This is a genomic window from Promicromonospora sp. NPDC050249, from assembly GCF_040656015.1.
Lineage (GTDB): Bacteria > Actinomycetota > Actinomycetes > Actinomycetales > Cellulomonadaceae > Promicromonospora.
In genome coordinates, this window is record NZ_JBFAKY010000024.1 from 1 (window position 1) to 24,291 (window position 24,291).

The window sequence follows — 24,291 nt, forward strand, 5'->3', positions numbered from 1 at the left end:
GCCCGGCCGCTGTGCAGCTGGTAGAGCGTGTGCATGTACTGCGCGACCTCGGTCCCGGCCGCCATCCGGTAGGTGTTGTCCCACGTGGTGCCGCCACTGCCGGTGTGGCCCCGGGCCCAGCCCGACGAGTAGAGGCCGGGTGTGGTCCACGCCTTGGACTCGGTGTTGTTGGCGGGATCGTCCTGAGCAGTCGCCCCCGTCGGGGAGGTGTAGGTCGGCGCACTGGAGGTGAGCTGGACCGAGCCCGCGGCGTCGGTCACCACCCGGATCCAGATCGATCCGCTGGCCAGGGCGACCTCGTCGGTCGGCAGCCGGTTGCCGGCCGAGTCCAGCGTCGGCGGGTTCGTCGGCTCGTAGTCGATCCCGGTCAGGGTGAGCCGGAAGGTGTTGGCGCCGGTCTGGACGACCTCACAGCTGTCCACGAACGAGGTCAGCCGGTCCGCGGGGTGATCACCACCGGACCACGGGTGGCCGTCGGCCGCCCCTGCTGTGAACGGCGCGCACTGCTGAGGCGCGATCTCGATCGCGCTCCCCTGCGCCGAGGCGATCGTCAGGTCGTAGGTGACCGTCTGCGGACCCGGCTCGCTGCGCTTGGCCTTGCTCAGGGTCCACTGGAGGTCCATCTCGAAGTACCCGCCGCCATAGAGAAAGTGCGACGTACCCGTACCCCAGCGGATGTCCATGCCGAACGGGTTCTCGATGTCGATCGGGCTCAGGTCGGCGGTCAGCCCCGCGATAGTGCCCGACGCCGAGAGCTGGCTCCCGGTCGGCCCGTGCACCTCGATCGGTGTCTGGATCACGACGGCGGTGCCCTGGTCCTTGGTGCCGAGGTTACAGGTGAGGGTCGCGCCGTCCTCGGAGATCGCCGAGACCGGGTCGACGCCGTCGGCGAGGCACGCGTCCGGCAGCTCGCCGAAGACGCCGTTCTCCAGCGTGACGCTGAACGTCACATTGTCCACCGGGTCGTTCGACGGCGCCGCGGCATCGTCATTGATGTTTACTCGCCAGACGCCGGTGACGACGTCGCCGGATGACGCGACGGCCGGTGTGTCGGCCTCCCACTCTCCGGTGATCTCATAGACGGTATCGGCGAAAGCCGGCGGCGCCGCCGCGGCCAGGAGCCCCATGGCGGACGTCGCGACCGCGAGCGTCCCCGCGATGATGCGGCGCGCTCCCCCGGTTCTCGGACTTCCGTGTCCGTGTCGGGCCGAGGCGCCGCGCCGTGGCCGCCTGCCACCGGCGCCGTTTACGCCTGTTCTGTCCCAGAATCCGGTTCGCATGATGTCCCCTTCTGCTGCGTGCACACAGATGCGCATGTATGTCGACTAGAACCGGTTTCGTTTCAACGGTGCTGGCTGGAGCGAGAAAATTCATCAACCGCTTCATCATTTTTGGCCACTTTTCACCCGCTCCGAATGTTTGCGCTAACGCGAAATTCGGCTTCCAGAGGCACGATCAGGGGGTGACGTCACTCGACGACCGGCGAACCCTTAGCGGTAAGGAGATCCGGCAGGTCCTCCTGGCAGGAGACCTAGACGCCCTTGAGTCCCTGTTCGACCAGTTGTGGTACGACCTGCCGGACCGTTTCGCTCCCGAGATCATCAGTGCGACAAGCAGCCTCAGCCCTCATGAGTTCGACCGGCGACCGCGCCTGCTGCACGTGACCCTGCTCGCTCACGGTCAGCAGCACTTCGCCGCGGGTGACACCGAGCTGCGCAAAGTGGTCCACTACTTCGGCACCTATGGTCGTCGCTTTGCCAGTCGACTCTCCGCGTACCGAGACTCCAGCGACCTTCTGTCCGGAGGGACGCTCGCGGTCATCTCCGCCCGGCTGCGTGGCGCCTATGACGACTCGGAACGGCTGGGGTCCTGGGTCGACCAGCAGCTCGCGCTACGGGTCGGCAACCACATGCTGCCGTGGGGCAGTACGAGCACCGCGGCGCGGCCTGGTTGGCTATCGGGCCAGCGCGGCATCACCGCGACACTTGCCGGAAACTTCGACAGCGCTGTCAACCATTTCACGCGTGCTCATGCCGAGGCTGGCCTGGCTCCGACCGAGCACTACGCGGGAGCCAACGCGGTGGCGAACCTGGCGATGCTCGCTGCGTTCCAAGGCCACCTCGACATCGCCCGCAGCTGGCTCCAGACGCTAGACGAGATGGGCGACTTACCCGACTGGATTGAGCACTTGACCATCGTCGGCGCAAAGATCGCTCGGGCGCTGATCGCCATCGAAGAGGGAGACGCCGAAAGAGCGTCGTACCACCTGGTCACAGTGGGCCCCGCCACGCAGGCCATCGAGCTGTGGCCGTTCGCGGCCTTCGCACAAGCCAGCCATGACGCCTACTTTGGTGACCCCCACCAGGGTCTGCAACGATTGCAGGAGGCGCGCTTCACCCACAGCGCACACACGCCGACGGGCGTTGGGACGGCCGCCGGCCGGCTCACCCTCCTCGCCGAGGCCAAGCTCCTCCTACGGGCTCAAACCGGCCACCGCATTCTCGCTCTCGCACGCGAGAACCCTGACGAGAACCCCCTTGAGGTCCAGGTTGCGTGGGTTCACCTGCTCGCCGGACACCACCAGGAGGCCATCCGTGTCGCGGCAAAGGCACTGAACCGGGCCTGTCTCTCGGGCCCTGACACGGTAAGCGTTCATCTCGTCCTGGCGATCGCGCACCTGCGCGAGAACAACCGTGACCGGGCCGCGCAAGCCTTCGAGACTGCCGTCCGGCTGCAATCGAGCCCGGCACTCATCGGGCCTTTCCTCTCAGCGACGAGCGAGGACCTGGAGACGCTGTCACGGCTGGCCGGGGTGCCCAATCCGCTGAGGCTGGCTCGCATCTCCATCCGCCCGAACCCGCCGGGCTCGGGCTCGATCGTCCGGCTGACTCGCCGGGAGCAGGCAGTCCTTGAGGCCCTGGACAGCGGAAGGAGCCCTCAACAGGCCGCCTCCGCCTTCGGCCTCTCCGTCACTACGGTACGCAGCCAGATCCGCAGTCTGTACAAGAAGCTTGGCGTCTCCAAGCGCGCCGCAGCACTCGCCCGGGCGCACGAGCTCGGTCTCCTTAGTGAGTCGCGACAACCGGACCACCGATAGTGCGCCGGGAGTGTGGCCTCCACGTAGCGTCGCTGCGAGCGGGCGCGTCCGAGACCCCCAGGTGATGACACCCGTTCAGGTCGCCGTCATCGTTGAGCGGGGCTACCAGCCGCGACTGGTCTCGTAGTCGCGTTGCCGATCTGCCTGGTGTCGCCGGGCGCGTTCCTCGGCCTGACGGCGCAGGTACTCGCTTCGGTTTCGGGCCTCGGCGAGGACGACTGGCACGCGTTCCATGCGCCGCGGGCCACGCGGGGCTGTCGGGGTGCTTGGGCCGGACTCGGCCGGGGTGATGGTCTGCAAGGCTCGGGTTGCCACCATGTACGCCTCCCCGCGTTCACCCTGAACATCGGGCCCGAGTGGGTCGTTGGTGTCGGTGATCTGGTAGCGGTCGCGGTAGGCCAGCACCTGTCGTAGCGCCATCGTCCATGCTTCCCGTTCGGCGCCTGGTGAGGGTGGGGGTGTGATGTTCTCCATCCACAGGTCGGGTTCGAGGAGCGCTTGATCGACCAATCGGTCCAGGCGTGTGGAGATGAGGTCGGCCTGCCGGGTGAGCCAGGCTTGAACGTGCGGATCGCTCTGCGCCCGTTCCTGGCTATTGGCTGCGCCGCTCACCTCAGACGCAGTGTCGACCATCCGCTGGGGCTTGGTGTTCGTCTGGTTCAGGAGGCGGTCGGCGTAGTGCTCGACCATGACCCGGCGCACGTAACCGGTGGCGAGCCGCTCCCGAGAAGTCGGGTCCGTCACGCCCACGATCTGGGCGACGTGCTCGACCAGGGCAGGCCACTGCGCGGGTTCGATACGGCCGTGGAGGTGGTCGACCAGAGCGCGCAGGAGCGGGATCTGCCGTCCGAAGTGATCCAGGTCCCGGATCAATTGCAGGTTAGGTTCCATCGCGAACCACGACAGCGGGATGGTGTCGGCGAGTGCTGTTGCCAGAGTGTCCGGGGTGTTGATGGCGGCTTGTGCGGGGTCGGTGCCGGTCGGTAGGTCCAGTGCCTTGACCTGGGTGGCTTCGTCGGGGGTGAGCATGTCCCACACTCGCGCTGCGGCGGTGCGGCCGGCGGTGTCCGGGTCCAGTGCGACGATCAGATCCGTCAGGTCGCGCCCGGTCGCGTCGCGCAGGGCTTGGAAGTGCGCCCTGGTGATGCCGGTGCCGCACGCGGCCACGGGCACGATCTCGATACCCGTCCGCTCAGCCAGATCAGCAGCGGCGAGCTGGAGGGCGGCATGGTCGGTGGGGCCCTCGACCAGGACCGGGTGCGCCCCGGCGGCGAGGCGCGTGATGGCGGCGGGGTCGAGGCCGAGCAGCAGCTCGCTCTTGCGGTACGCGGCCGTCTCGGGAGAGTTCAGATACTTCGGGGTGCGATGGTCCGTCTCGGCAGGGTTGATGCGTGCGGTGACGCCGACGATCACCCCGGCCTGGTCACGGACGGGGAAGATGATCCGGTTCCGGAACTGGTCGATCAGCCGCCCGTTCCTGGTCCGGGTCGTCACTCCGGCGTCGATGAGCTGGTCGGCGGTATAGCCCAGTGCCTGCAAGTGTTCGCTGAGTCCGGTCCAGGACGCGGGAGCAACACCCCACTCGGCATCGGCCAGACCCCGCCCGGCCATGTACCGGGCAGCCCACGACTGGGTGGCGCGTTGCCCGCTCCACCAGACCCACGCGTGCCCCGTGATCTCGACGACCAGTGACCGGACGGCCGGGTCGACGGGCGTAGGCGGTTCGGCAGGTCGCGTGGACGCGAGTTCGCCGGCCTTGATCGAGGGGACGCTCAGTGGCTGCGTGCGGGACCATGCCATGTTGTCGGAGGTGTCGGGCGACGTGGTGATCCAGGCCGGCAGTCCCCGCCCATCGTCGTGGGGTCGGGGTAGGCCGATACGGTGGTGGAGGACCTTCGCGATAGACCGGGCACCCTGGAAGCCGCCCTCGACCGCCCGTCGCACCACGATCGCGGCATCGGTGCCAGCTGCTTCGTGTTGCGACAGTCGCTTGGCCAGCGCAGGCCATGTCTCGTCCGCTAGGACCAGGTCGGCTACCTGCTCGGGCAGGACCGACCGCACGGCCTCGGCCAGGCGCCCACTACGGTCCGGCTCGAGGAACGCCAGGTACGCGTCCTCGTACTCCGGGACCAGGCGCGCCAGGGAGTGGGCGTGATCCCACTCGTCCTCGATCACCCGGGACGCGGACTTCTCCTCGCCGTCACGGTCCAGCACGCCCTTGAGAGCGTTCAACACGGCCCGCTCCATGTCCGGCTGCCGGTGCGGGTCGAGGTCCAGGACGTCGTCGGTCTCCACATACACGCGGTTGGAGGCGGCGCCCCTAGTGATGGCGGTGTAGAGCTCGTTGCGGGTCATCCCGACCCCGACCATCGCGTGGCTGGTATCCACGGTCATGCCCTGCACCCGGTGGATAGTCGCCGCGTATCCGAGCTCGACGTGCGCGGCGACGTAGTCCGCCGGGAGGATGACGGTGGCCCCGGACTCCAGGTGCCGGGCCTGCAGGGCGCCGTCACCATTACGGGCGATGACGCGCCAGAGGTCGCCGTTCTTGACCCAGTCCCGACCCCAGTCGATGGTCCCGTCGTCGTGCTCGGCACGCAGGTGACGGTTGTTCAACCGAGTCACGATCACGTCCCCGACCCCAGCACGGGTCTCGTCGTGCAGCGTGATGCCGTCTTCCTCGACCTCGCCGCGGGCGACGCGGTGCAGTCGGGCTCTGGCAGAGAGTTCGGTGACCAGGGTGTTGGTCGCCGCGATCATGATCGTCTTGTGGCCCTGGTCAGAGTCGGTCTGCCAGTTCGCGAACATCTCCTCCGCCATCGCAGCCGCGCTGCCGCCCTGAGCGCGGCGCTCTGTAACGTAGAAGTCCAGGCCCCGGTGGTCCCCATCCCGGATCTGAAGGGAGGCATCGGCCTCACCGGTGGTGTGGAACCGGTGGATCTGCGTCAGCTCGACCGCACCGGCCTGCTCGGCGATCAGCCGCAGGGCTCCACCTGCGGCCACCGCGCCGAGCTGCGCGGGATCCCCGAGCAACCGGACACTGCCACCGGCCTGCGCGGTGATGGCCAGGGCGTCGGCGAGGGCGAGGGTGCCGGCCAGGCTTGCCTCGTCCACCAGGACCACCGTCCCCGGCTCCACCGTGAGGCGCTCCCGCAGGCGTTCCGCGCCAGCGCCGTGGTTGGCCAGGAGGAACATGTCCAAGGTCTCCGCGGCGATCCCCTCGCCGAGGTCCGCGCCGAGGACTTCCGCGGCTGCGGCCGACGGGGCGAGGGCGATGAGCTTGCCCCCGGCGTCCTGGACTGCGTCCGCGAAGGCGCGCATCGCGGTGGTCTTCCCAGTCCCCGCCGGGCCGATCCCTGCCGCCAGGACGGTGCTTGCCGCGAAGTGCGCCACCAGGTCCCGCTGCCCCCGGTTCAGCACCCGGCCCTTGTCTACCCGGACCTGCTCGATCGCACGCTCGACCACGCCCGGGTCGACGATCAGGCCACCCAGGGTGCGGGCGCCGGTCAGGAGCTGGTCTTCGGCTTCCAGGACGGCCAGGGAGGTATACCGGGTTGAGCCGTGCACGAAGTAGACGCTCTCGCCGTCCTTGCGGCGCATCGCGTCCGGCGGCTCGTTCAGATCTGGCGGCGTGATCTGCAGACTGGCTGCGACTGCGTGCCCGGCGATTGCCGCTGCCAACGCGAGCAGGTCGGTACCGGTCGGGGCGTGCTCCCTAGCGAGGCGAGTGGCTTCAGCCTGTAGGTGGTAGGTCGTCCACGTCGCCCGCCTGCCCGCCACGTTCGTCAGGCAAGCGTCCACCAGGTCACCCTGGGCCAGCACCTGCGCGGCCAGGTCCGCAAGGGCGGTCTGGCGGCCGGTTGGTGTGCGCCACCGCAACTGCCGGAAGACCTGCGCGCTCGGCCATACCGCCGCGAGCCGCTCCACCGCTCCAGTGACGTCCTGCGGCGTCCAACGAGTGGTCCCTCGCCCGGCGAGGTCCTGGGCGACGGCGGGCCACAGATCCTTGAACTCGTCGACCACGACCTGCCCCGTGCCCGGACGGGGGTTGAGCGCACCCGCGAGCATCCGCGCCACCCCTTCCGGGCCGCCCAAGACCACGGCTGCCATCTGGGCCCACTGCGGGAGCCTCTGACGTAACCCGATGGGAGCGCCCTTGCCCTGCCGGGTGTCCAGGTTGGCCTGCTGCGCCAACCCGTCCGCAGCCTTCGTGCCCGGCTCGTGCCCGAACTTGGCGCGGTAGGCGGCCCGGAGGCTCTCGTAGGACTCCTGGATCGCCGCACGCCGGCGGGAGAACGCATCCCGCAGCGTCTTCGGGATGCCGACGATCTCACGGACACCTTGCTTGCCCCGGCCCCGGGACTCAGTGCAGAACGCGACGCCAAGACGCTCGACCAGGAGCTGCTCGATCCGGGTGTTGTACCGCTCCGACGCCGCAACCTTCAGCGCCAGCAGCACCCGACCGTCCAGGGCACGCCAGATCCCGTCCACGCCGAGGACCTTGGTGGAGACCGCGACATGGGTGTGCAGGTTCGGGTCCCCGGCGCGGGAGTCCAGGTGGTCGAATGCCACCGCCGTCAGACCGTGGGTGTCAATCTGGCGCACACCACCGGCACCGCCGCGGGTGAGCGCTCCTTCGGTCTCGATCCACGCCAGCGTGTCGCGCCAGGCCTGGGTGTGCGCCTTCGTTATCGCCTCCCGTGTGGCCGCGTCTCCCAAGCCCCACAACACGCTGATCGACTTGGCCGGCGTGAACACGAGGTCATACCCGGCCACCGCCTTGCGGGGCTGCTGGCCGCGCTTGGCCAACCACGTGGCGACGTCCTGGTCCGAGACCTCGCCCGAGGCTCCCTTGTCGGTGTGCTCCTGCTGAGCGAGAGCGCGGGCGACGTTCCAGCGGATCAGGTCACGCTCGATCCCCGCCTCCGGCGGACGATCGTTCTCGGCAGCGAACACAGCGAACGCAGCTTCCAACGCCTGCTTGTAGCCGTCGTCGGCCTTGGCCTTGAACTCCGGGAATGCTCGCCCCAGGCGGCCAGTGCGCTCCGCGTCCTTCTTGGTCAAGCCGCGGGCCAGCGCCTCGACCTCGAGCCGGTCCGCGTCCGGGTGCCGACCCTGCCCGAACAACGACTTCATCTGCTTCTCGAGCACCAGGCCCGAGACCCCGAGCTGCTCCAGCCCCGTGCCGACCCACTGCCCGGGTGGGTTGCCGTGCTGCATGTAATAGTCCGTCAACGACATACCCCGCCCCCGCGGCACGTCCCCGGAGGCGACCTGCTGCGTCAGGTACGTGTACCCGCTGCCGGCGCTGAGCACATGGGCCGTCATCACGTCCCCCACCACCTCCCGGTCACGGCTGGGAGCGGGTCAACTTGGGGCTGGCTCGGGCCGCTCACAGCTTGTGCATTAGGTGTGTTGCCTTCACCAGGGCGGTCCGCGGGACCCGATGTCTGTGTGCTCGACTGCCCTAGCCGCGTAGCCGCGTCAGTCGTGCCGCCGTGTCAGTCGCGTGCTGTGCGTTGTCGCGCGCGTGTCCGCCGTCGCTGCTCGTCGGCTGTGTCCTGCTGTCTGGCCTCAGAGGAGGGGGGCGGGGTGGGTCCCCGAGTCCTCGGCACGTCAAGAGCCACGGACGACATCCCAAGACACGTTGCCGTGCAACGCCGGAAGCCCGGCATTGCTGTAGCACCTTTGACGCATCGAGTTCGTGGGATACCCATCGCCGTGACCGTGCGGCAGGCTGGGACACGCGACATCCGCGGGCCCTGATATGCGGCCTGCACAAACGTCGTCGAGCCCATGGGGAGGCGCGATGGACAACCGGCGCGAGGAGATCGCCCGACGCCGTAAGGTGCGCGGGCTTAGTCAGGAAGCCCTGGCCGCCCAGTTGAACGTTGCACGGACCACGGTGGCGCGGTGGGAATCGGGTGAGGTCGTCCCCCTGCCTTGGGTCCGACCACGACTCGCCGAGGCGCTCGGACTGTCGCTCGTGGAACTGGACATGATCTTCACCCAGGACGCGACGCAACAGGTGGCTTTCGTCGTACCGGCAGCGGAGCCTCTTGGCGTGGTGGGGCTGGATGACGAATCGCTGTGGAGGATCCTGATGGACGAGTCCGATGGGATGGATCGCAAGCAGTTCTTGCGACTGGCGCTAGCGACCGGTGCGGCCTCGACTCTGGGCGCGGTCGAGGCGGCAGCCTCGCCCACTTCGGTGCTCGACCCACGCTCAGTGAAGTCGTACGCCGCGATCACGGCTGTCCAGCGGGACCTGTATTGGACGCTCGACGCACCCGCGATGCTCGACATAGCCCTGGGCCACCTCCGCTTAGGCTCCCGGCTGCTGAACGCATCGAGGCACGGTAGTGAACCGACGACGACGCTGGCTGCTGCCGTCGCCCACACGGCACTGCTGGCTGCACGCGTCGCATTGTTCGACCTCGGCCAGACACGTCTTGCCGAGCGATGCTTCGCTGTAGCCGAATCGGCCTCCGCAGAAGCTCGTGACCCATCGCTTGCTGCTGTGATCGCCGGCCATCACGCTTTCGTCCCCGGGTTCGCCGGCGATCTCACGGCGGCCCGGTGCTACCTGGATCTCGCCATGGCCCATCTGCGCCGCCGGCCTAACGGCCTGATCGAGTCCTGGGTCGGCTGCGTTTCGGCCGAGCTGCACGCCAGGACCGGAGATGGCGCGACGGCGCGTAGCCTCACCGATCGCGCTGAGCAGGCGCTTGCAAGGGCAGCAGATGCCCCCACGTGGTTCGACTTCTACGACGCCAGCCGTCTGGCCGGGTTCGCTGGCAATGCCGCGCTGCTCGCAGGAGAGTCGGCTGTCGCCGTCGGCTGGCTTGAACGAGCCCTCGACGAGCTGGGCGAGAAGGCAGCCAAGCAGCGCACGGTGGTTCTGCTCGACCTTGCAGCAGCGCACCAAGTCCTGGACGCGGACCGAGGTGCGGCCTACGCCGACGAAGCTCTGTCCCTCCTGGAGACGGTGCCGTACAGCGCGGCGGTCGACCGGCTCGATGACGTGACATCTCGCTTCAAGGAGACTCCGCACGGTGCCCGTCTGACCGAGCGCGCCCGTACCCTCCAGGTCGCTTAGGGGCGCTTCTGGCGGGTGTTGTGGCTCGCGACACGGTTCGGCAATTCCGCGAGGGTGTCGAGCTGAAACAGGCACAGCGCCTCACAGTCCTGGCCAAGATGCCTCGCTGCCGTGTCGCCGCGCAAGATGTGACCCCAAGGTCCCCGGCGTAGCACCGCCGTCTGAATGCCAAGCTTCTGTGCTGGCCGGATGTCATTGTCCAGGCGATCCCCCACGTAGAGAATTTCCTCCGGCGCAAGGGCCGCTTCGACAAGAAGCCGTTCGAAGAATGCGACATCCGGCTTCGATGCACCCCAAGAATCTGAGGTGCCGAGCAGATCGCACGGCAGGTCCAGATCACGCAGGATGCCCTCGGCACGTACGGTCTGGTTCCCCGCGATGCCAACCTGCAAACTCTGCTCACGCAGGCGTGCCAGGCACTGGCGTACGTCCGGGTAGAGGTCGTCCTCGCCAAACCACTCCGGCTGCCCAGCGGTGGAGCGCTTCTCGCGCTCCTCGTCGAGGTCGAACCCTGGCCGGAATACCTGGAACGTGTCCCGGTAGTCGCGGCCTTGCGCGATCACGGCACCGAAGACCGCGGAGAACGTCTGCCGAGGGACACCGAGCCAGTCGGCCCACGTCCCGTACTCGCGAGTCTCGTTCACCAGAACCTCGCCGACATCGAACCACACAGCGCGAATCACCAGAGCAGCGTAGCCAGCCCTCGCACGTTACGGCGAAGCCCCACGACCCGATCCCGACGACCGTGTGAACGGTCCCGATCCACGGCCCCCAGCTCCACCGTGCGACGCGGATGCGACAGGGGTGCAGCGGCCATGCTCTGTTCTGGCTACCTGCCTCTGGCTTCGATAGGAGACGACAACCGTTTCCACATCGAGAGGCAATCCCATGACAGAACCGACCGCGGTCCTGGACCGTACCGAGAGTGATCTGGACCGACTGACGGCTGACCTGTTCGACCTGGACGTCCGCACTCTGCAGGTCCCCATGGCCTGTACCAACAACACCAATGACGGGTGCTCGGCGAGCTGTCCCAGCGTGGGTTGCTCGGCTACCTGTAAGTGCAAGTAGGTGGCTGTGGCGATGAAGCGTGAGCGGACCTTCACCCTGTACACAGGGTTCCCGATCCTGGCGCGTCTACCGCTGCTTCCGAACGATCCAGACCGCTGTCAGGTGCGGCCGCTGTCTGGTTCGTTTCTGGAGGCGGTGCGCTTCGCCTCGCGCTCCCTCGCCACGGTCACCGATGACGACCTGGACGCCGACGTGCGGCTCGCCACGACGGTGCATGCCTACGAGCATCGCGCTCGTACGCGGGCTACACCGCGGGGTGCGTTCGCCGGCGTCCAGGTCGTCCAGGTGACGGAAAGCGCCGCGCGCTTCGAGGTCGGGAAGAACCATCGTGCCCGGAGCACGCCTTCAGCTGCGTGGCTCAGCGATGTCGCCGACCGGCTCCTCGACATTCCCGAGGTGCTCGACGCCGTACGGCTGACGTCAAACGACCTCGTCGCCCGTCGCGGTCACCGGTACGAGCACGAATGGGCTACGGGATCCGGGAAGCCCGAGCGGGTGACGCTGCGCGCGACACCAGCTGTCCAGCTGATCCTAGAGACGTGTCGTACACCCGCCCGCCTGGCGCAGGTGAGCACGGCTATCGAGGCTCACTGGCCGAGCGTTCCCGCGGAGATCGTACGTGCGACGGTGCAGAAGCTGGTGCGGACCGGGCTGCTACTGACTGACCTGCTGCCGGACGACGTCGCGCAGGACCCGCTCAAGCACCTGCTGGCACGCGTTCCTGCATCGCACGAAGTCATCAGATCGTTGATCGAACTGCGTGACCTGCTCGCCGAAGCCGACAAGTACCCGCCGGGAACGGACGAGCGCCTCGCCGCGCTGGCGGAAGCTCGCGCGATCTGCGATCGTCTCGCGCGCCACGAGAGCCCGATCACGGTCGACGTCGCGCTCGACGCGGACATTCAGGTCCCGCGCCCGCTCGTCACGGAGGCGGTCGACGCCGCAAGCCTCCTGTGGAGCATTACGCCCTCATCCGAGGTCCTGGGCACCTACCACTCCCGGTTCGTTGACCGGTACGGCATCCGGCGGCGGGTGCCGTTGATGGCGGTCGTAGACCCGGTTGCTGGTCTCGGGGACCCGGACGACGACGCACATCACGATCCGGCCGAGGAACCTGCGCGTGGACAAGCGCTGGCCGGTCTCATCGCCGACGCCGCCGCCCAGAACAGCGCTGCGGTCACGCTTGATGACAAGGCCATCGCGGCACTGCGCGTGGCGGGCGAGCGGATACTTCCGACCAGTGGCGAGCTCTACGCGCGCGTCCTGTCAAAGTCGGCTGGCGACCTCGCGGCTGGCCAGTACCTGCTAGCCGCGTACCTGGGCAGTACCCAGGACGCGGGGTCGACGTTGGGTCGGTTTTCCTCGCTCCTTGACCTCCCCACTCCGGTCGTCGAGCCTGGGGCGCCGCTTCGCGCTGAGGTCGTGGTCCGGCCACGCCTGACGGCGCTGGCTACCGTGGCGTTGCCATCCGGGTTCGCACCGGTACGCATCTGCGTCGGCACCGTCCCCGACCCAGGTGATCTGACCCTGGCCGATCTCGACCTGGCCTCCAACGGACACCACCTCGTGCTGTGGTCCCGGAGCCTGGACCGGGAGATCTCCCCCGCCCTCTTCTCCCGGATCGGCCCCGCGTACATCACGCCGGCCGTCCGGGTCCTCCAAGAACTCGCGAACGCTGGCTCCCACCCGTGGCACACCTGGACGTGGGGACCACTTATTGAGGCCCCGTTCCTGCCCGAGGTGCGTTGGCGGCGCACCATCCTGGCGCCGGCCCGGTGGCGCCTCCCCCGCGCGCTCGTGGCCGCCGTCACCGACAAGTTGTCGTGGGAATCCGAGCTCGCCCAGTGGCGCACGGCGGCAGTTCCCGCCGTGCCGCGGACCGTGATCGCGCAGGACACAGACCAGCGACTCCCCCTCGACCTGGACGACCCTCGCGACCGCGAGCTCCTGCGCCGGTACGTCCGTCGTGGCACGGACGCGGTGACCGCCCCACCAGGCGGAGCCGACGCCGTCCAGGCTGTCGCGGACGGCCCGGACGGACAACACGTCCTCGAGCTCGTGGTCCCGCTCCAAGGCCACCGGCAGCGTGCCGTCGAGGCCACCGATCGACCGACGATCTCGACACCGCCCGTCGTTCACCTGCCGGGTGGGAGATGGCTCTCGCTGACCATCCCTTCGCCGAGAGCACACCATGACGATCTACTCGCACAGATCGCGGACCTCACCGCTACGGTGGGCGGCGACATCGACCGCTGCTTCTGGCTGCGCTACGACAGTCCTGCCCACGGCCCACACCTACGTGTCCGGTTCGCCGGCGAACCCTCAGCCTTGAGCACGGTGGTGCTCCCCGTCGTGTCCGAGCGGTACGCCACCTGGATGGCCCACGGCTTGGTCGGGTCCCTGGTCATCGAGGCGTACGAACCGGAGATCGATCGCTACGGCGGCCCCGATGCGATCGACGCCGCCGAGCGCGTCTTCGACGCCGACAGTGACCTCATTGTGAGTCTCTTGGCGGACGTGCCCGACGAAGAAGCCCGGCTCCTGCTCGCTGCTCTCTCGGCTATCGAGCTCGCCCGCAGACTCGCCGATGACGGGGCCACTGCCGTGGGACGTCCTCGGCTGGACCGCGCCCAACGACGGCGCGTCAACGAGTTACGCGCGGCCGCCCCGGACGATCCAGCGGCTCTGCTGAACTCGGCGTCCCGTGAGCGATGGGATCGACGCACCAGGGCCCTCACTGCCTACCGACTAGTGGTCCCTGAGGTTCGGCGCATCGACTGTGCCTCTTCGGTGATCCACATGCACGCCAACCGCTTGGGCCTTGACCGAGATCAGGAACATGTCGCCCGTGCGCTGGCCGCGGAGCTTCTCGTTCGGCGGCACCGATGAACGCGGAGCAGGCCGCTCTGAACATCGCCGAACGCTTGCTCGACCCGGGGCGGGTAGTGACAACCGCGCCGGCCTACGGAGTCGCGACGCTCGCCGATGGCCTGCCCGGAACAGCACTGCTCCATGCGCGCTTGTCCGCCGTGGACCCAATCTTCGCAAGGGCAGCCAACGCCCACTGGGGCGCCGCCGCAGATCACGCAGCCTCAGCGCCTGCCCAAGGGCCCGGGGTCTACGGAGCGATCGGAGGGCTGTCAGCTTCATTGATCCTCGGTTCGGCGTATCTGCCCGACCCTGAGATCACCGCGACTGCGACGGCGCGGTCGGTCCGCTGGCTCTCCGCTCGCGCCGTCGACATCGCCGCCATCCACGCTGAGGCGGTCAACTTCGCCGGGTCTGGGACGTCGTGGCACATCTACGACACGATCTCCGGCCTGGCCGGGATCGGTCGGGTCCTGCTCGCTGCACTGGTCGACGGCCACGCTTCCGCGGAGCCAGGGCTCGTCGCCGCCCTCACGGCGATGACCACGTTGCTGACCGATCACGGAGAACCCCTGCCTGGGTGGTGGGTTCCGACCGAACGACATCCGGCAGTTGTCACTGCCCGCCTCGACAGCTCCGGCGCGGCTGATACGGGGCTCGCGCACGGTGTCGCCGGCCCTCTCGCGCTCCTTTCGATCGCTCACTCCGCCGGACACACCGTCGCAGGGCAGGAGACCGCGATCCGGGACACCGTCATCTGGCTCGACCGTTGGCGGGTCGACGACCATGGGTGGCCAGACCACGCCACCGGCCGCGAGCTCACCGATGGTGCCACCCCCACTCGCCACGGACGGCGCACCGCATGGTGCTACGGCGCGCCCGGGATCGCTCGCAGCCAGCTGCACGCGGCACGCGCGCTCGACGACGATGCCCTGGCAGAGACAGCCCGTGCAGACCTCGCGTGGCTCGGCGCTCAACACGCGGCGTGGGACGCCGAAGGACCCACCCTCTGCCACGGATACGCCGGAGTCCTGCGCTGCACAACCGGCGTCGATCGTGACATGGCTGAGCACGCGGCATACCAACTCACGCTCTCCCTTGACCGCGAACGGCCATTCCTTGTTGCCCACGTCGAGCACGGGAACAGCCACGACAACCCGGGATTCCTCACTGGTGCGGCAGGCGTGGCACTGACCCTCAGCGAACTCGCCGAGATTTCCGCACGCTCCACCACCACTCCTTGGGACGCCCTGTTGCTCATCGCGTGAGCCTGAGGCCAGCGCGACGTGAAGAAGGCCCCGACGCGCTCGTCGGGGCCTTCTTCATGTCGTGTGTTCAGTGCCGTGCTAAACCTCGACGGACGTCGGGGTGCGGACCGCGGTCACGACGAACACGTGGTCCACCTTCTCGACGACCAACAAGGCCTCGTCCTCGTCTGGAAGTGGTGCCGAGGCGGGCGGGCGCGCCTCGATCGTCACTTCGACGCCGCCCGCTGTCTGCTCCTGCCACGCCTGGACCCGGGTCGTGAGCCGCCGCGTGAGGTCGGCCCCCTCAGGCCCGAACCCGCACGCACCGACCTGCAGCATGGGCATCTCATCCGTGCCGCCGATCTGCCGCGCAGCCATGTATGCCAGCGATTCACCCGAGTAGACACCCCACGCACCCCACGGGTCCTTCGCCCGAGGAATTCGTCCCGCCGCCACAGCCTCCGCGTTGACGAACACCCGGCAGAAGCCGGGCAGCGTCGCGAGCCAGAAGTCCTGCTCCGGCGTCCATGCCCAAGGCGCTACGACGTCCGTCCACTCCACTGCTGGCTCGCCGTCCAATGCGTCCAGCAACGCACGCTCCACCGGCTGCGCGTCGTCGATCCGCAGCGTCAGGTCCGGGCCGGGTCCGAGTGGGACGTTCTTCTCGGGCATGGCACCGATGCCCTTCATCGGGATGAAGCCGTCCTCCTCCACCGACAAGCTCCGCAGCCCAGTCTCGGTGCGTTCGAACGCGACGACCCGGGTGAGTCCGCGCAGACGCAGGGGCAGCACCACACGCCCATCGGGAGCGAGCTGTTCGACCCACGCCTGTGCCACGTCCCATGCCCCAGCTGTCACGAGGATTCGGTCGAACGGAGCGTCCTCAGTCGAGCCCAGAGTGCCGTCGCCGGTGACGACCCGCACCCGGTCCGCACCGTAGGCTGCGAGATGCGTCCGAGCGGCGTCCGCGACGTCGGCGTCGTACTCGATGGTGGTGACCGAACCCGAAGGCCCGACCAGATGGTCCAGGAGCGCGGCGTTGTACCCGGTCCCGGCGCCGACCTCCAGCACCCTCTGCCCTGGTCGGACCTGGGCCTGCTCCAACATCCCCGCAACGGTGCCCGGTGCCGACGCCGAACTCGTCGGAACGCCCTGAGCATCGCGGTGGGTCACCACCGCACCCAGCCCGTACGCCTCCGCGAGTGGTACCTCGGGGACGAACAGGTGCCGGGGCACCGCCGTCATCGCACCGGCCACATCCTCGGCCAGTGGGCGGCCGCGCATCTCCGCCAAACGGTCCAGCATCCTGGACCGCAACGTCACCTCGTCCTCGCGTGTCTCGTCCACGCGTCGAGGCTATGGCCCCGAGCGATGGGCGTCTCGGCCCAGGAGCCACTGCTGTGCAGGTGCTACGAAGATGCGACAACCGATGCCGGGTAGATCAGCCGCCTCCGAGTGGGACGTCGGCGACGGTCTCCCACTCGTACATCTGGTTGTCGCGGTTAAGGCGGATGAGCTGGGCGCCCGTGATCGGGATGATCACTGGCTCGATGTCTCGCAGTGGAGCGACGCGTTCCCGGATCGGACCGGTCGGGACGTCGGAGTTGCTGTAAGCGATAGAGACATGTGGATGGAACTGCGGGTTCTCGGGGACCTCGTCCCAGACGTCGGCGATCGCTGCGCGTATGCCGTCGCGGACGGCAGCCACGGCCGTCCAGGGCCGCACGAGCAGGCCGGTTGCTTCGTCGTCGGCCTCGATCGGGCCGAGCGTCAGGTCGAAGGCCGGGACGGCCGCCAGTCGCTTGGTCGCGGCGCTGGTGATGGCTTGGACGTCGTCGTCCGAGACCTCGTCGGTAAAGCCGAGTCCCTGCATCGTCAGGTGCAGCCACCGTTGCGGGATGAGATCGAGCCCGTCAACGCCGGCCAGCCCGTTGTGGAGGCGACCGACAAGCTGGTGCAGCGGTGCCGAAGCAGGCCCATCAAACGTAAGGTGCCAGGTGTAGAACGAGCGACCGACGGACCAGCCAGGACGCCACCACCAGTGGTTGACCAGCCGTTCCAGCCGGCCGAACTCCTCCCAGCGAGCGGTGAAGCTGTCCAGCTCAGGTGTCGGCATGCACGCCCTCCTCTGTGGTGTATCCGGACATGAGTTCCCGGACGTCGCGAATCGCGGGCAGAGCCTCCCATGACGCCGCAGCGTTGACGAACTCTGCCACGCGCTGCCGCACCGGGAACGATGCGGCGCCAGCGATCCGGTACGCGTCAGTGACCAGGCTCGCGGCACGTTCCACGTCACCGGCGGCCGGTTCCAGGAGTGCTGTGGCGACATCGATTCGTGTCATGGCCTGCGGCCCGGTGAAGCCTTCGGCGTCAAACGTGTCCAGGGCGAGGTTCGCGTACTGCTCGACGCGTGCTGTGTCGCCGAGGGCGAGGTAGGCGGTCGCGGCGTTGCCCGCGGCACGAGGTTCGCAGTAGACGGTCGCGGTCAGGCTCGCGGTCAGTGGGGTTTCGGGATCGGGGTGCTCGGTGCGGACGGCCCAGGCGTACCCGACGGCGTGGTCGACGGCGACCTTGTCGCCCATTCGGGCCAGTGCTCGGGCACGGCCGTTGACCGACAGGCGGACCGCGTGTGGCCCGCGGGGAGAGTGAGCGAGGCCGTCGTCGGCCAGGGCGAGGGCCTCGCGATAGTGGCCCGCGTAGTACTCGACGAGGCTCTGCCCGGCGCGCGCCCAGGCCATCAGGTCAGGGTCTGCGGTGGCCTCGGCGAGGTCGAAGGCCTCCGCCGCATACGCGCGGGCTGAGGGCAGGTGTCCCTGGTCGAGGCTGAGCGCGGCTTGCGCGCCCGACAGGTTCGCCGCGACAGCGAAGAGGCGCGCCGCGGTGGCGGGCCTCTGCGGGGCCCTTAACAACGGGTGGAGGTGGGAGCGCAGGTCGCGCGCTCTGGCTTGGAGGTCGACGGTCGGGATGCGTTCGTCCTGGTCGATGATCCATTCGACGGCAGGCGCCAGGTAGTCGACCTTCGCGGCGCTCACGTCAAGCGAGGCCAACCAGGATCGTCGCTCGGCAACGTCGAGCAGCTCATTGTCGTCGAGGGGGTACGGAGGTTGCGCCGAGGCGGGTGCAGGTACTGGCGTCACAGCGGTGCCGACTTCGGTCCCGAGGTCTGGTGGCGCCAGGAGCGCGGCGAGGTCCTCGAGCGTCAGCAAGAGGGCGTTGGCGAGCGTGGGCCGTACCCAGGCGAGCGGTTCGACGTCGCCCGCTTCCCAGCGCGTGACCGTCGTCCGCGCTACCCCGAGGCGCTCCGCGAGGGCTTCCTGGCTCAGCCCCTGCAGTCGGCGGCGCTCGGCCAGCCCGGTCCGTGGAATGCGCACGCGGTTCCCCTCCCGATCGTGCGGCCTGTGACCTGGGCCACGATCCTACGGTGTCGACGCGCAGAGCGGCAGAAGCAATCAGGACATCGCACTGGCCGGGACCGTCAGGGAGAACGGTCCCGGCCAGCGGTTCCGCACGGCGGTGTGCGGCCTCACCTCCGGATCGGGGTATCCGGAGGTGAGTTCATCGCTGCCAGAGCGGCAGCTCGTAGAAGGTCGGGCCGTTGTCGTGTTCGGTCCTGGTCCAGCAAGCACGTAGTCCAAGGTCCGTGGACGGGTACGCAAGACCGGCCTGGGCGGCGGCGGCGGTGAGGCCCAGCATCGTGCTGCCGACGGCGGCGGGGATCGGGGCGCGGCGGGCCCAGGTTCGAGCGACAGCGGAATGGACCTCGGCTCCCGCTAGCTCGGCACCGGGCCCGTGCCAGACCCGCACCTTGGCTACGCCCGGTGCCGACTCCACAGCGATGGCGAGCTGGGCAGCAAGATCAGGCAGACCTGTCGTGTTGACGTCCGGCAGTAGCGAACTGAGCGCTGTCGCCACCCCGTGCTCGTCTATCGTGCCGGTGATCTCGTCCGCGACATCGCGCACGGCTGACGGCGCGTGGCCCATGCTGATCCCCCGCCCGGCCCATGCCAGTGCTTCGAGGTCGTTCTCCGAGTCGCCGACGGCGACCGTCGCTTGCCGCGGGATGCCGTAACTCTCCCGGAGGGCTTCGAGCGCAGTCGCCTTGGTGGTTCCCGGCCCGGTTGCGTCCAGCCAGGACTCCCCCGCGCGAGTGATGGTGGCGCCGGTCGCTCGCAGTGCGTCGAGGTGCCTCGCGACGTGTGGCGCTGCCAGCGCTACGCGCGTGGCGGGGCTGGAGCACAGATCGGCGACGGAGGCGGTCTTCTGCTCACCGTTGACCTGCCCCGGCTCGAACATCGCGTTGACCAGCCACCCCCAGCCCGGTTCCTCCACCGCGATCCGGGCTGCGGGCTCAAGCTCTAGGACGCGACGGATCACAGCGGTCGCGTCGAACAACTCGCTGCGGACGAACCGGTACCCACCCGGCGCGCTCGGGTCCAGGCGGATCGTCATAGCCCCGTTCGAGCACACGACATGCCCGTCGGCCAGGCCCAGACGCTCGGCAACCGGCAACACACCGGCAAGAGACCGTCCTGTCGCGAGCACGACCTGATGTCCCGCCGCACGTACCAGCCCGATCGAACGATGGACAGCAGCAGCGATGGCGCCGTCAGACGACATGACGGTCCCGTCGACATCGAGCGCAACGAGCACGCTCGCGCGGCAACCGACGGCGATCATGACCGGCTCCCAAGGCCGGCCAGGACGCGTCCGTGGTGCGTCACCGGGTGCGCGTCACCCAACAAGATGCAGCGCATGCCGTGGCGTTCCAGCTCATAGGCCAACCGGGTGTACGCCTCGGCGAGCCGCGCGTCGGACGGGACCACGACAACGTTCGCGCCATGGGCGCGGGCAGCTTGGGTGACCTGGCTGATCGTCAGCCCGTCCCGCCTATCGTCAAGAATTTCCGCCAGGGCCAGTCCTTCCGCTGCCACGTAGTCGGCAACCTCGCGAAGCTGGTGGTCGATCTCGAGCGTGGTCCGTGCCGCGACGTATCCGAGTGCGATGGGGCGTGGGCCGGTCATCGGACAGTCCCTGCCAGCGAGCGGACGTGGCATTCCAGCCCGGCAACGGTGCCGGACCAGTCAGCAACGGCGGGTGTGGCCAGGCGTTGGACGACGCCTTCGGTCAGTCCGAGCTCACGAGCGATGGCCTCGCCGTCGGACAGCCGGGACGGCTCGATCCGTAACGATCCACGCAGGATCGTCAGGCCTGCGACGCGTTCTTCGCCGAGGGTCTCCAGGATCTCGATGAGGGCGTCGAACATGCCGGGCAGCGACTCGCGGGCTGGGGGTCTGGTCTGGGCCTGCATGGTTCACGCTCCGGGTTTGGTGCGAGCCCGCTGGGAGCGCGGGCTCTCGTACCTTTCCCATCGAACCCAGAACACCAACTCATCTGTAGCGCACGCCGGACGCGCTCGTGACGCACCCTTGTCGCACCGGCTTTCACCGCGCTCTTGAGCACGGCGTTTTGGACCCCTTTGAACTGAACGGCGATGTGCCTAAAGCCCGGGCGCTTCGATGCCTCCGCTGTCGCGCCCACGGGGTGGGCCGGCTGGCGAAGGCCAGGGTTCGGCCCTGCGCGGCTTGGGCGTGATTCGCGGTGACGGCTCCTGTGAGGTGGCCTCGAACGCGGTGGCTGGCCGAGTGAGGTCAGGTGGGGTCCAGCGGTCTTCAGGGTCGTCCTGGAGGTAGAAGGGTGTGGCTCCGGGTTCGGGGGCACCGATGGTCAGCACTCCGTGCACGTAGGGCCGTTCGTACGGGTCCTCGATGTACCCAGCCGGGGGCGTAGCTGCAATGTGCTCGGCGATCTCGCGTTCTTCGTCGCCGACCGCCGGCCTGGTGTCACCAACCTTGGCTGCGAGGTGCTGGTGGGCAGCTATCGCGTCGAGGGCCCATCGCGCGAGGTCGTAGACCTCCATCCGCAGCACGCTCATGAACTGAGCAGGTGCGGGTGCTCCAGCGGCGTGGGCTCTGGCTTCTAGAGCGCCGGCTTCTTCTTCGTCGATGAGCATCGCAAGGAGCTGGCCGCGGGCTTCGAATCTGCCGTAGGCGGTGATGGCCGCCAGGCGTGCTTCTAGGACTCTGCCGTATCCGCCGGTGAACCACGCGGCGGCGACCGGAGTGCGTTCGGTGTGGCCAGGCAGTGTCTGGGTGCTGGTGTTCTTCAGTACGCCGCGGCGGACCACGCCAACAGGCGTAGGTGTGGCAGTCGGGACGGTGCTGACCTCCAGCGGGTACAGCACCTCAATGGGTGAGACTCCGAGGGCTGCGGCGAGCACGGTGACGTCCTGCAGATAGATCTTCTCCCGGGGCCTGGTCTCCAGGTTCGCGATGCTCGCTCGAGCCATGGGGTAGCCCAGCGCGGCGGTGCGGTCGGCGACCTGCTGCGTCGTCAACCCGGCGGCCCGGCGAGCTGAGCGCAGGCGCTCCCCGATGCCCGCGGTCCAGGAGCTCGACCATGCCTGACCACCGTCGTGCATGCGCGCGCCAGCAGGCTGGCTGGTTCCGGCGCCCAAGTCGGGGCGCTCGGGCTCAGTCGGTTGTCCCATGAGCGTCAGGCTATCTGGAGAGTGCACCATCACAACACCCGGGGCTTGGGTGTGCAGGTATTGCACATTCTAGATCTAGGATCTACCGTGGTACACAAGCCGTGGTTCGCCGATGCAGGCCGTGGCTGGGGACCGATGATGAGCGACGACACGACGGGCGCGGTTCGGACGGCAGGGCCGGACCGCCACCCCGAATCCCAGCCCGCCAAGGTTCTTTCGCGCCCGGACGGTACTGCCGAGCCCGTTCCTGCCAACCGCGAAGGCCCGAGCCGCGCCGGGTCTCAGCCAGAATTCGCGACGCCAGAAGGGCTCCGGGCGCTGCTCGACCGCATCGCCGAGGCGGGAGTTCACGCGTGGGCAACGATCCCGGAGGCAGCAGAGCTGTTGCTGTTCTGCGCCGACCGGTACCGGAACTTGGCGCGTAAGCATCATCTCTCCGAGCACGATGCGGCGGTCGCAGCTTTCGAAGCGCTCCGCAACCCAGCTGTACGGCGCGCCGAGAACCCATGGGCGGTGGTCACGACAGCGGTGGCCCGCACACTCCGAGCGGAAGCCCGTGCCGACGAGCTGCTGTGCTCCCGGGACCGGGCCCGTCGCATGATGGCCCGCACCGACCTACCACCGGCATGGCGCATCGGCGACCCCTCCGCGCCGAACGCGACGCCTGCGGGCGAGCCGATGCCCTGGCTTGAACTCGCGCTGGCGACGACACGGTCGGATGTTCCGACAGCGGGCGATCTCAACCCGGCCACAGCCAAGGCCGTCACTCGGGTCCGCGCCGCGATCCAGGCGACGGTCGCGGTCCTTGTCGCGGTTGGGTGGCCAGACGACGTGGCCAGGCTCGGGCTGGAGCACATCACCACGACTCTGACAGCAGCCGATGGAGTGCCCGCGGCGAGGGAGCGGCTGCGCAAGGACCGCCAACCGGCGGCAGCACTGGATATCGACCAGCGCACCTGGACACGTCTCGTCTCGGCCGTACTGGGCACCCCGACCCGCAACGGCCTGCTGCACCGCCTACTGGCGGGCGACACCGCGCACCAGGTGATCACGCAGGACGCGCACGACCTGACCCCGCCACACCACCTCGATCACCACGTCGACCAAGAGGAAGCCGGCCATGCTGCATGACGACTCTGACGGGCTCCGTATGGACCGCGCCGTCGACTCCATCACCGTCGGGCATCGGCACCGGCGCGAGCTCGGCGACCTCCAGGCGCTGTGTGACTCGATCCGTCGTGCCGGACTGCTGTGCCCCCTGACCGTCACACCCGACGGTTTGCTGCTGTGCGGGTGGCGACGCCTTGAAGCCGTCAAGCTCCTCGGCTGGAAGACCGTGCCGGTATACGTACGCCGCGCATCGTCCGCGCTGCGCGATCTGATCGCCGAACACGACGAGAACACCATCCGCGAGCCTCTACCCCTAGAGACCGCCGAAGAGTTGTACCGCGAGTACAAGGCCGCCGAGACCGAACAAGCCGCCCTCCGGCAGAACGCCACCCGCTTCAACACCACCAAGAACTCGAGCAACGCAGATTGGAAGGACGGCAACGCCAACAGCAGGGGCAAAAGGGACGACAACGGTCCCGCCGAATCGACGGCACCGCGACAGGACGAGCCCGTTCCGGGTCAGCGCGGGGACGCACGTGCCAAGGCCGCGCAGATGGTTACCGGGACCAAGTCCTACACCCGCCTCGAACACACCGGACGGATCAAGGACACCCGCGACGACCCGGGCATGCCCGAACACATCCGTGCCCTAGCCAAGTCCGCCTGGCACGACATCACTACCAACGCCGCCTCTCCCGAGAAGCAGTGGAAGCAGATCCGCTCGGCGATCGCCGAGCACAACGCCACTGACACTGAGGCCCCGACAAGCGATCGGGAGGACGAACCTGCTGAGCTGGCCGCCATCGCGCAAGCAGCTCTCGCCCTACCACGGACACCACGCACTACGACGTCCCCGTCCCGCAGCAAGGCAACGGAGTCGGTTACAGCGCGGCCGCTCGCCGCGCTCGTCGCTGACCTCGACGAGTGGATCAAACTTGCCGACACCGATGCACTAGCTGCGACCGTGGACAGCAGCGAACTTGCCCATCTGCACCACGCAAGCGAACGCCTCGACCACCTCTGTGCCCGCATCCACGCCGCCCGCCACAAGCGCCACCCAGCGTTCCAGCGTCAGAAACCCACCAGAGCACAGGACTCCATCGTCAATGGAAGACAGCCCCCGCTCTGGTAACCAACCCCTCGATGCGCTCGTTCGAAGTTCCAGGCAGGCCGGCGACCAAGCCGCGATCACCAATGCTTGGCTGCGTACTGGCCTAGCGGTACCGCCTTGCACTCCGCGAACCCTGCCGCT

Annotated in this window: 15 protein-coding genes and 1 pseudogene; 6 read left to right on the top strand and 10 right to left on the bottom strand. The window is 68.4% G+C overall.

The features are described 5' to 3' along the window. Window positions 1–1,127: pseudogene (locus AB0I32_RS19000) on the bottom strand (hypothetical protein); the annotation flags it as partial. A gap of 191 nt (window positions 1,128–1,318) precedes the next feature. On the opposite strand from AB0I32_RS19000, the gene AB0I32_RS19005 reads away from it, so the two are divergent. Further along, window positions 1,319–3,097, top strand: a complete 1,779-nt coding sequence (locus tag AB0I32_RS19005; RefSeq protein ID WP_357508782.1) for a LuxR C-terminal-related transcriptional regulator — start codon at window positions 1,319–1,321, stop codon at window positions 3,095–3,097. A gap of 102 nt (window positions 3,098–3,199) precedes the next feature. Here the strand turns inward: AB0I32_RS19005 and mobF are convergent, their stop codons facing one another. After that, entirely contained in the window at window positions 3,200–8,425 is a 5,226-nt protein-coding gene (mobF, locus tag AB0I32_RS19010) for a MobF family relaxase (protein WP_357508920.1), read from the bottom strand. Window positions 8,426–8,906: 481 nt separating this feature from the next. Between mobF and AB0I32_RS19015 the strand changes: the two genes are divergently transcribed. After that, a complete protein-coding gene (locus tag AB0I32_RS19015; protein ID WP_357508784.1) occupies window positions 8,907–10,196 on the top strand; it encodes a helix-turn-helix transcriptional regulator in 1,290 nt (429 codons plus the stop codon). Here AB0I32_RS19015 and AB0I32_RS19020 read toward each other — a convergent pair. After that, window positions 10,193–10,879, bottom strand: a complete 687-nt coding sequence (locus AB0I32_RS19020; protein WP_357508786.1) for an HAD family hydrolase — start codon at window positions 10,877–10,879, stop codon at window positions 10,193–10,195. The genes AB0I32_RS19015 and AB0I32_RS19020 overlap by 4 nt on opposite strands. Before the next feature lie 400 nt (window positions 10,880–11,279). On the opposite strand from AB0I32_RS19020, the gene AB0I32_RS19025 reads away from it, so the two are divergent. Both AB0I32_RS19025 and AB0I32_RS19030 read left to right on the top strand, forming a co-directional pair. Then, the gene (locus tag AB0I32_RS19025; RefSeq protein WP_357508788.1) at window positions 11,280–14,156 is read left to right on the top strand and encodes a lantibiotic dehydratase; all 2,877 of its coding nucleotides are present in this window, start codon (window positions 11,280–11,282) and stop codon (window positions 14,154–14,156) included. After that, on the top strand, window positions 14,153–15,403 hold the full coding sequence (locus AB0I32_RS19030; RefSeq protein ID WP_357508790.1) for a lanthionine synthetase C family protein: 1,251 nt from the start codon (window positions 14,153–14,155) through the stop codon (window positions 15,401–15,403). The genes AB0I32_RS19025 and AB0I32_RS19030 overlap by 4 nt, the downstream gene beginning before the upstream one ends. Window positions 15,404–15,481: 78 nt before the next feature. Here the strand turns inward: AB0I32_RS19030 and fxlM are convergent, their stop codons facing one another. The 7 genes from fxlM to AB0I32_RS19065 all read right to left on the bottom strand — a co-directional run bounded on the left by fxlM (window position 15,482) and on the right by AB0I32_RS19065 (window position 21,959). Next, entirely contained in the window at window positions 15,482–16,729 is a 1,248-nt protein-coding gene (gene fxlM, locus AB0I32_RS19035; protein WP_357508792.1) for a methyltransferase, FxLD system, read from the bottom strand. A gap of 94 nt (window positions 16,730–16,823) precedes the next feature. Beyond that, on the bottom strand, window positions 16,824–17,498 hold the full coding sequence (locus tag AB0I32_RS19040; RefSeq protein WP_357508794.1) for a 2'-5' RNA ligase family protein: 675 nt from the start codon (window positions 17,496–17,498) through the stop codon (window positions 16,824–16,826). Continuing rightward, window positions 17,485–18,753, bottom strand: coding sequence for a helix-turn-helix transcriptional regulator (locus tag AB0I32_RS19045; RefSeq protein ID WP_357508796.1), 1,269 nt, complete (start codon window positions 18,751–18,753; stop codon window positions 17,485–17,487). Before AB0I32_RS19045 ends, AB0I32_RS19040 begins: the two co-directional genes overlap by 14 nt. Before the next feature lie 184 nt (window positions 18,754–18,937). After that, the gene (locus AB0I32_RS19050) at window positions 18,938–20,059 is read right to left on the bottom strand and encodes an HAD hydrolase family protein (RefSeq protein WP_357508798.1); all 1,122 of its coding nucleotides are present in this window, start codon (window positions 20,057–20,059) and stop codon (window positions 18,938–18,940) included. Then, window positions 20,056–20,403: a hypothetical protein gene (locus AB0I32_RS19055; protein ID WP_357508800.1), complete on the bottom strand. Its 348-nt coding sequence runs from the start codon at window positions 20,401–20,403 to the stop codon at window positions 20,056–20,058. Before AB0I32_RS19055 ends, AB0I32_RS19050 begins: the two co-directional genes overlap by 4 nt. Then, complete coding sequence (locus AB0I32_RS19060; RefSeq protein WP_357508802.1) at window positions 20,400–20,645, bottom strand: hypothetical protein; 246 nt, start codon at window positions 20,643–20,645, stop codon at window positions 20,400–20,402. Before AB0I32_RS19060 ends, AB0I32_RS19055 begins: the two co-directional genes overlap by 4 nt. 234 nt (window positions 20,646–20,879) lie before the next feature. Then, on the bottom strand, window positions 20,880–21,959 hold the full coding sequence (locus AB0I32_RS19065; RefSeq protein WP_357508922.1) for a helix-turn-helix transcriptional regulator: 1,080 nt from the start codon (window positions 21,957–21,959) through the stop codon (window positions 20,880–20,882). A 108-nt stretch (window positions 21,960–22,067) separates the two neighbouring features. Between AB0I32_RS19065 and AB0I32_RS19070 the strand changes: the two genes are divergently transcribed. After that, window positions 22,068–23,060 (top strand): hypothetical protein, encoded by a 993-nt coding sequence (locus tag AB0I32_RS19070; protein ID WP_357508804.1) that lies wholly within the window; start codon window positions 22,068–22,070, stop codon window positions 23,058–23,060. Beyond that, the gene (locus AB0I32_RS19075) at window positions 23,050–24,171 is read left to right on the top strand and encodes a ParB N-terminal domain-containing protein (protein WP_357508806.1); all 1,122 of its coding nucleotides are present in this window, start codon (window positions 23,050–23,052) and stop codon (window positions 24,169–24,171) included. The genes AB0I32_RS19070 and AB0I32_RS19075 overlap by 11 nt, the downstream gene beginning before the upstream one ends. The last annotated feature ends 120 nt before the right edge of the window (window positions 24,172–24,291 follow it).

Excerpts from the sequence above, each read along its gene's own strand:
- AB0I32_RS19005 (WP_357508782.1), top strand. The coding sequence starts at position 1,319 with ATGTCGACTAGAACCGGTTTCGTTTCAACGGTGCTGGCTGGAGCGAGA.
- mobF (WP_357508920.1), bottom strand. The coding sequence starts at position 8,425 with ATGACGGCCCATGTGCTCAGCGCCGGCAGCGGGTACACGTACCTGACG.
- AB0I32_RS19015 (WP_357508784.1), top strand. The coding sequence starts at position 8,907 with ATGGACAACCGGCGCGAGGAGATCGCCCGACGCCGTAAGGTGCGCGGG.
- AB0I32_RS19025 (WP_357508788.1), top strand. The coding sequence starts at position 11,280 with ATGAAGCGTGAGCGGACCTTCACCCTGTACACAGGGTTCCCGATCCTG.
- AB0I32_RS19030 (WP_357508790.1), top strand. The coding sequence starts at position 14,153 with ATGAACGCGGAGCAGGCCGCTCTGAACATCGCCGAACGCTTGCTCGAC.
- AB0I32_RS19040 (WP_357508794.1), bottom strand. The coding sequence starts at position 17,498 with ATGCCGACACCTGAGCTGGACAGCTTCACCGCTCGCTGGGAGGAGTTC.
- AB0I32_RS19050 (WP_357508798.1), bottom strand. The coding sequence starts at position 20,059 with ATGATCGCCGTCGGTTGCCGCGCGAGCGTGCTCGTTGCGCTCGATGTC.
- AB0I32_RS19055 (WP_357508800.1), bottom strand. The coding sequence starts at position 20,403 with ATGACCGGCCCACGCCCCATCGCACTCGGATACGTCGCGGCACGGACC.
- AB0I32_RS19060 (WP_357508802.1), bottom strand. The coding sequence starts at position 20,645 with ATGTTCGACGCCCTCATCGAGATCCTGGAGACCCTCGGCGAAGAACGC.
- AB0I32_RS19065 (WP_357508922.1), bottom strand. The coding sequence starts at position 21,959 with ATGGTGCACTCTCCAGATAGCCTGACGCTCATGGGACAACCGACTGAG.
- AB0I32_RS19070 (WP_357508804.1), top strand. The coding sequence starts at position 22,068 with ATGAGCGACGACACGACGGGCGCGGTTCGGACGGCAGGGCCGGACCGC.
- AB0I32_RS19075 (WP_357508806.1), top strand. The coding sequence starts at position 23,050 with ATGCTGCATGACGACTCTGACGGGCTCCGTATGGACCGCGCCGTCGAC.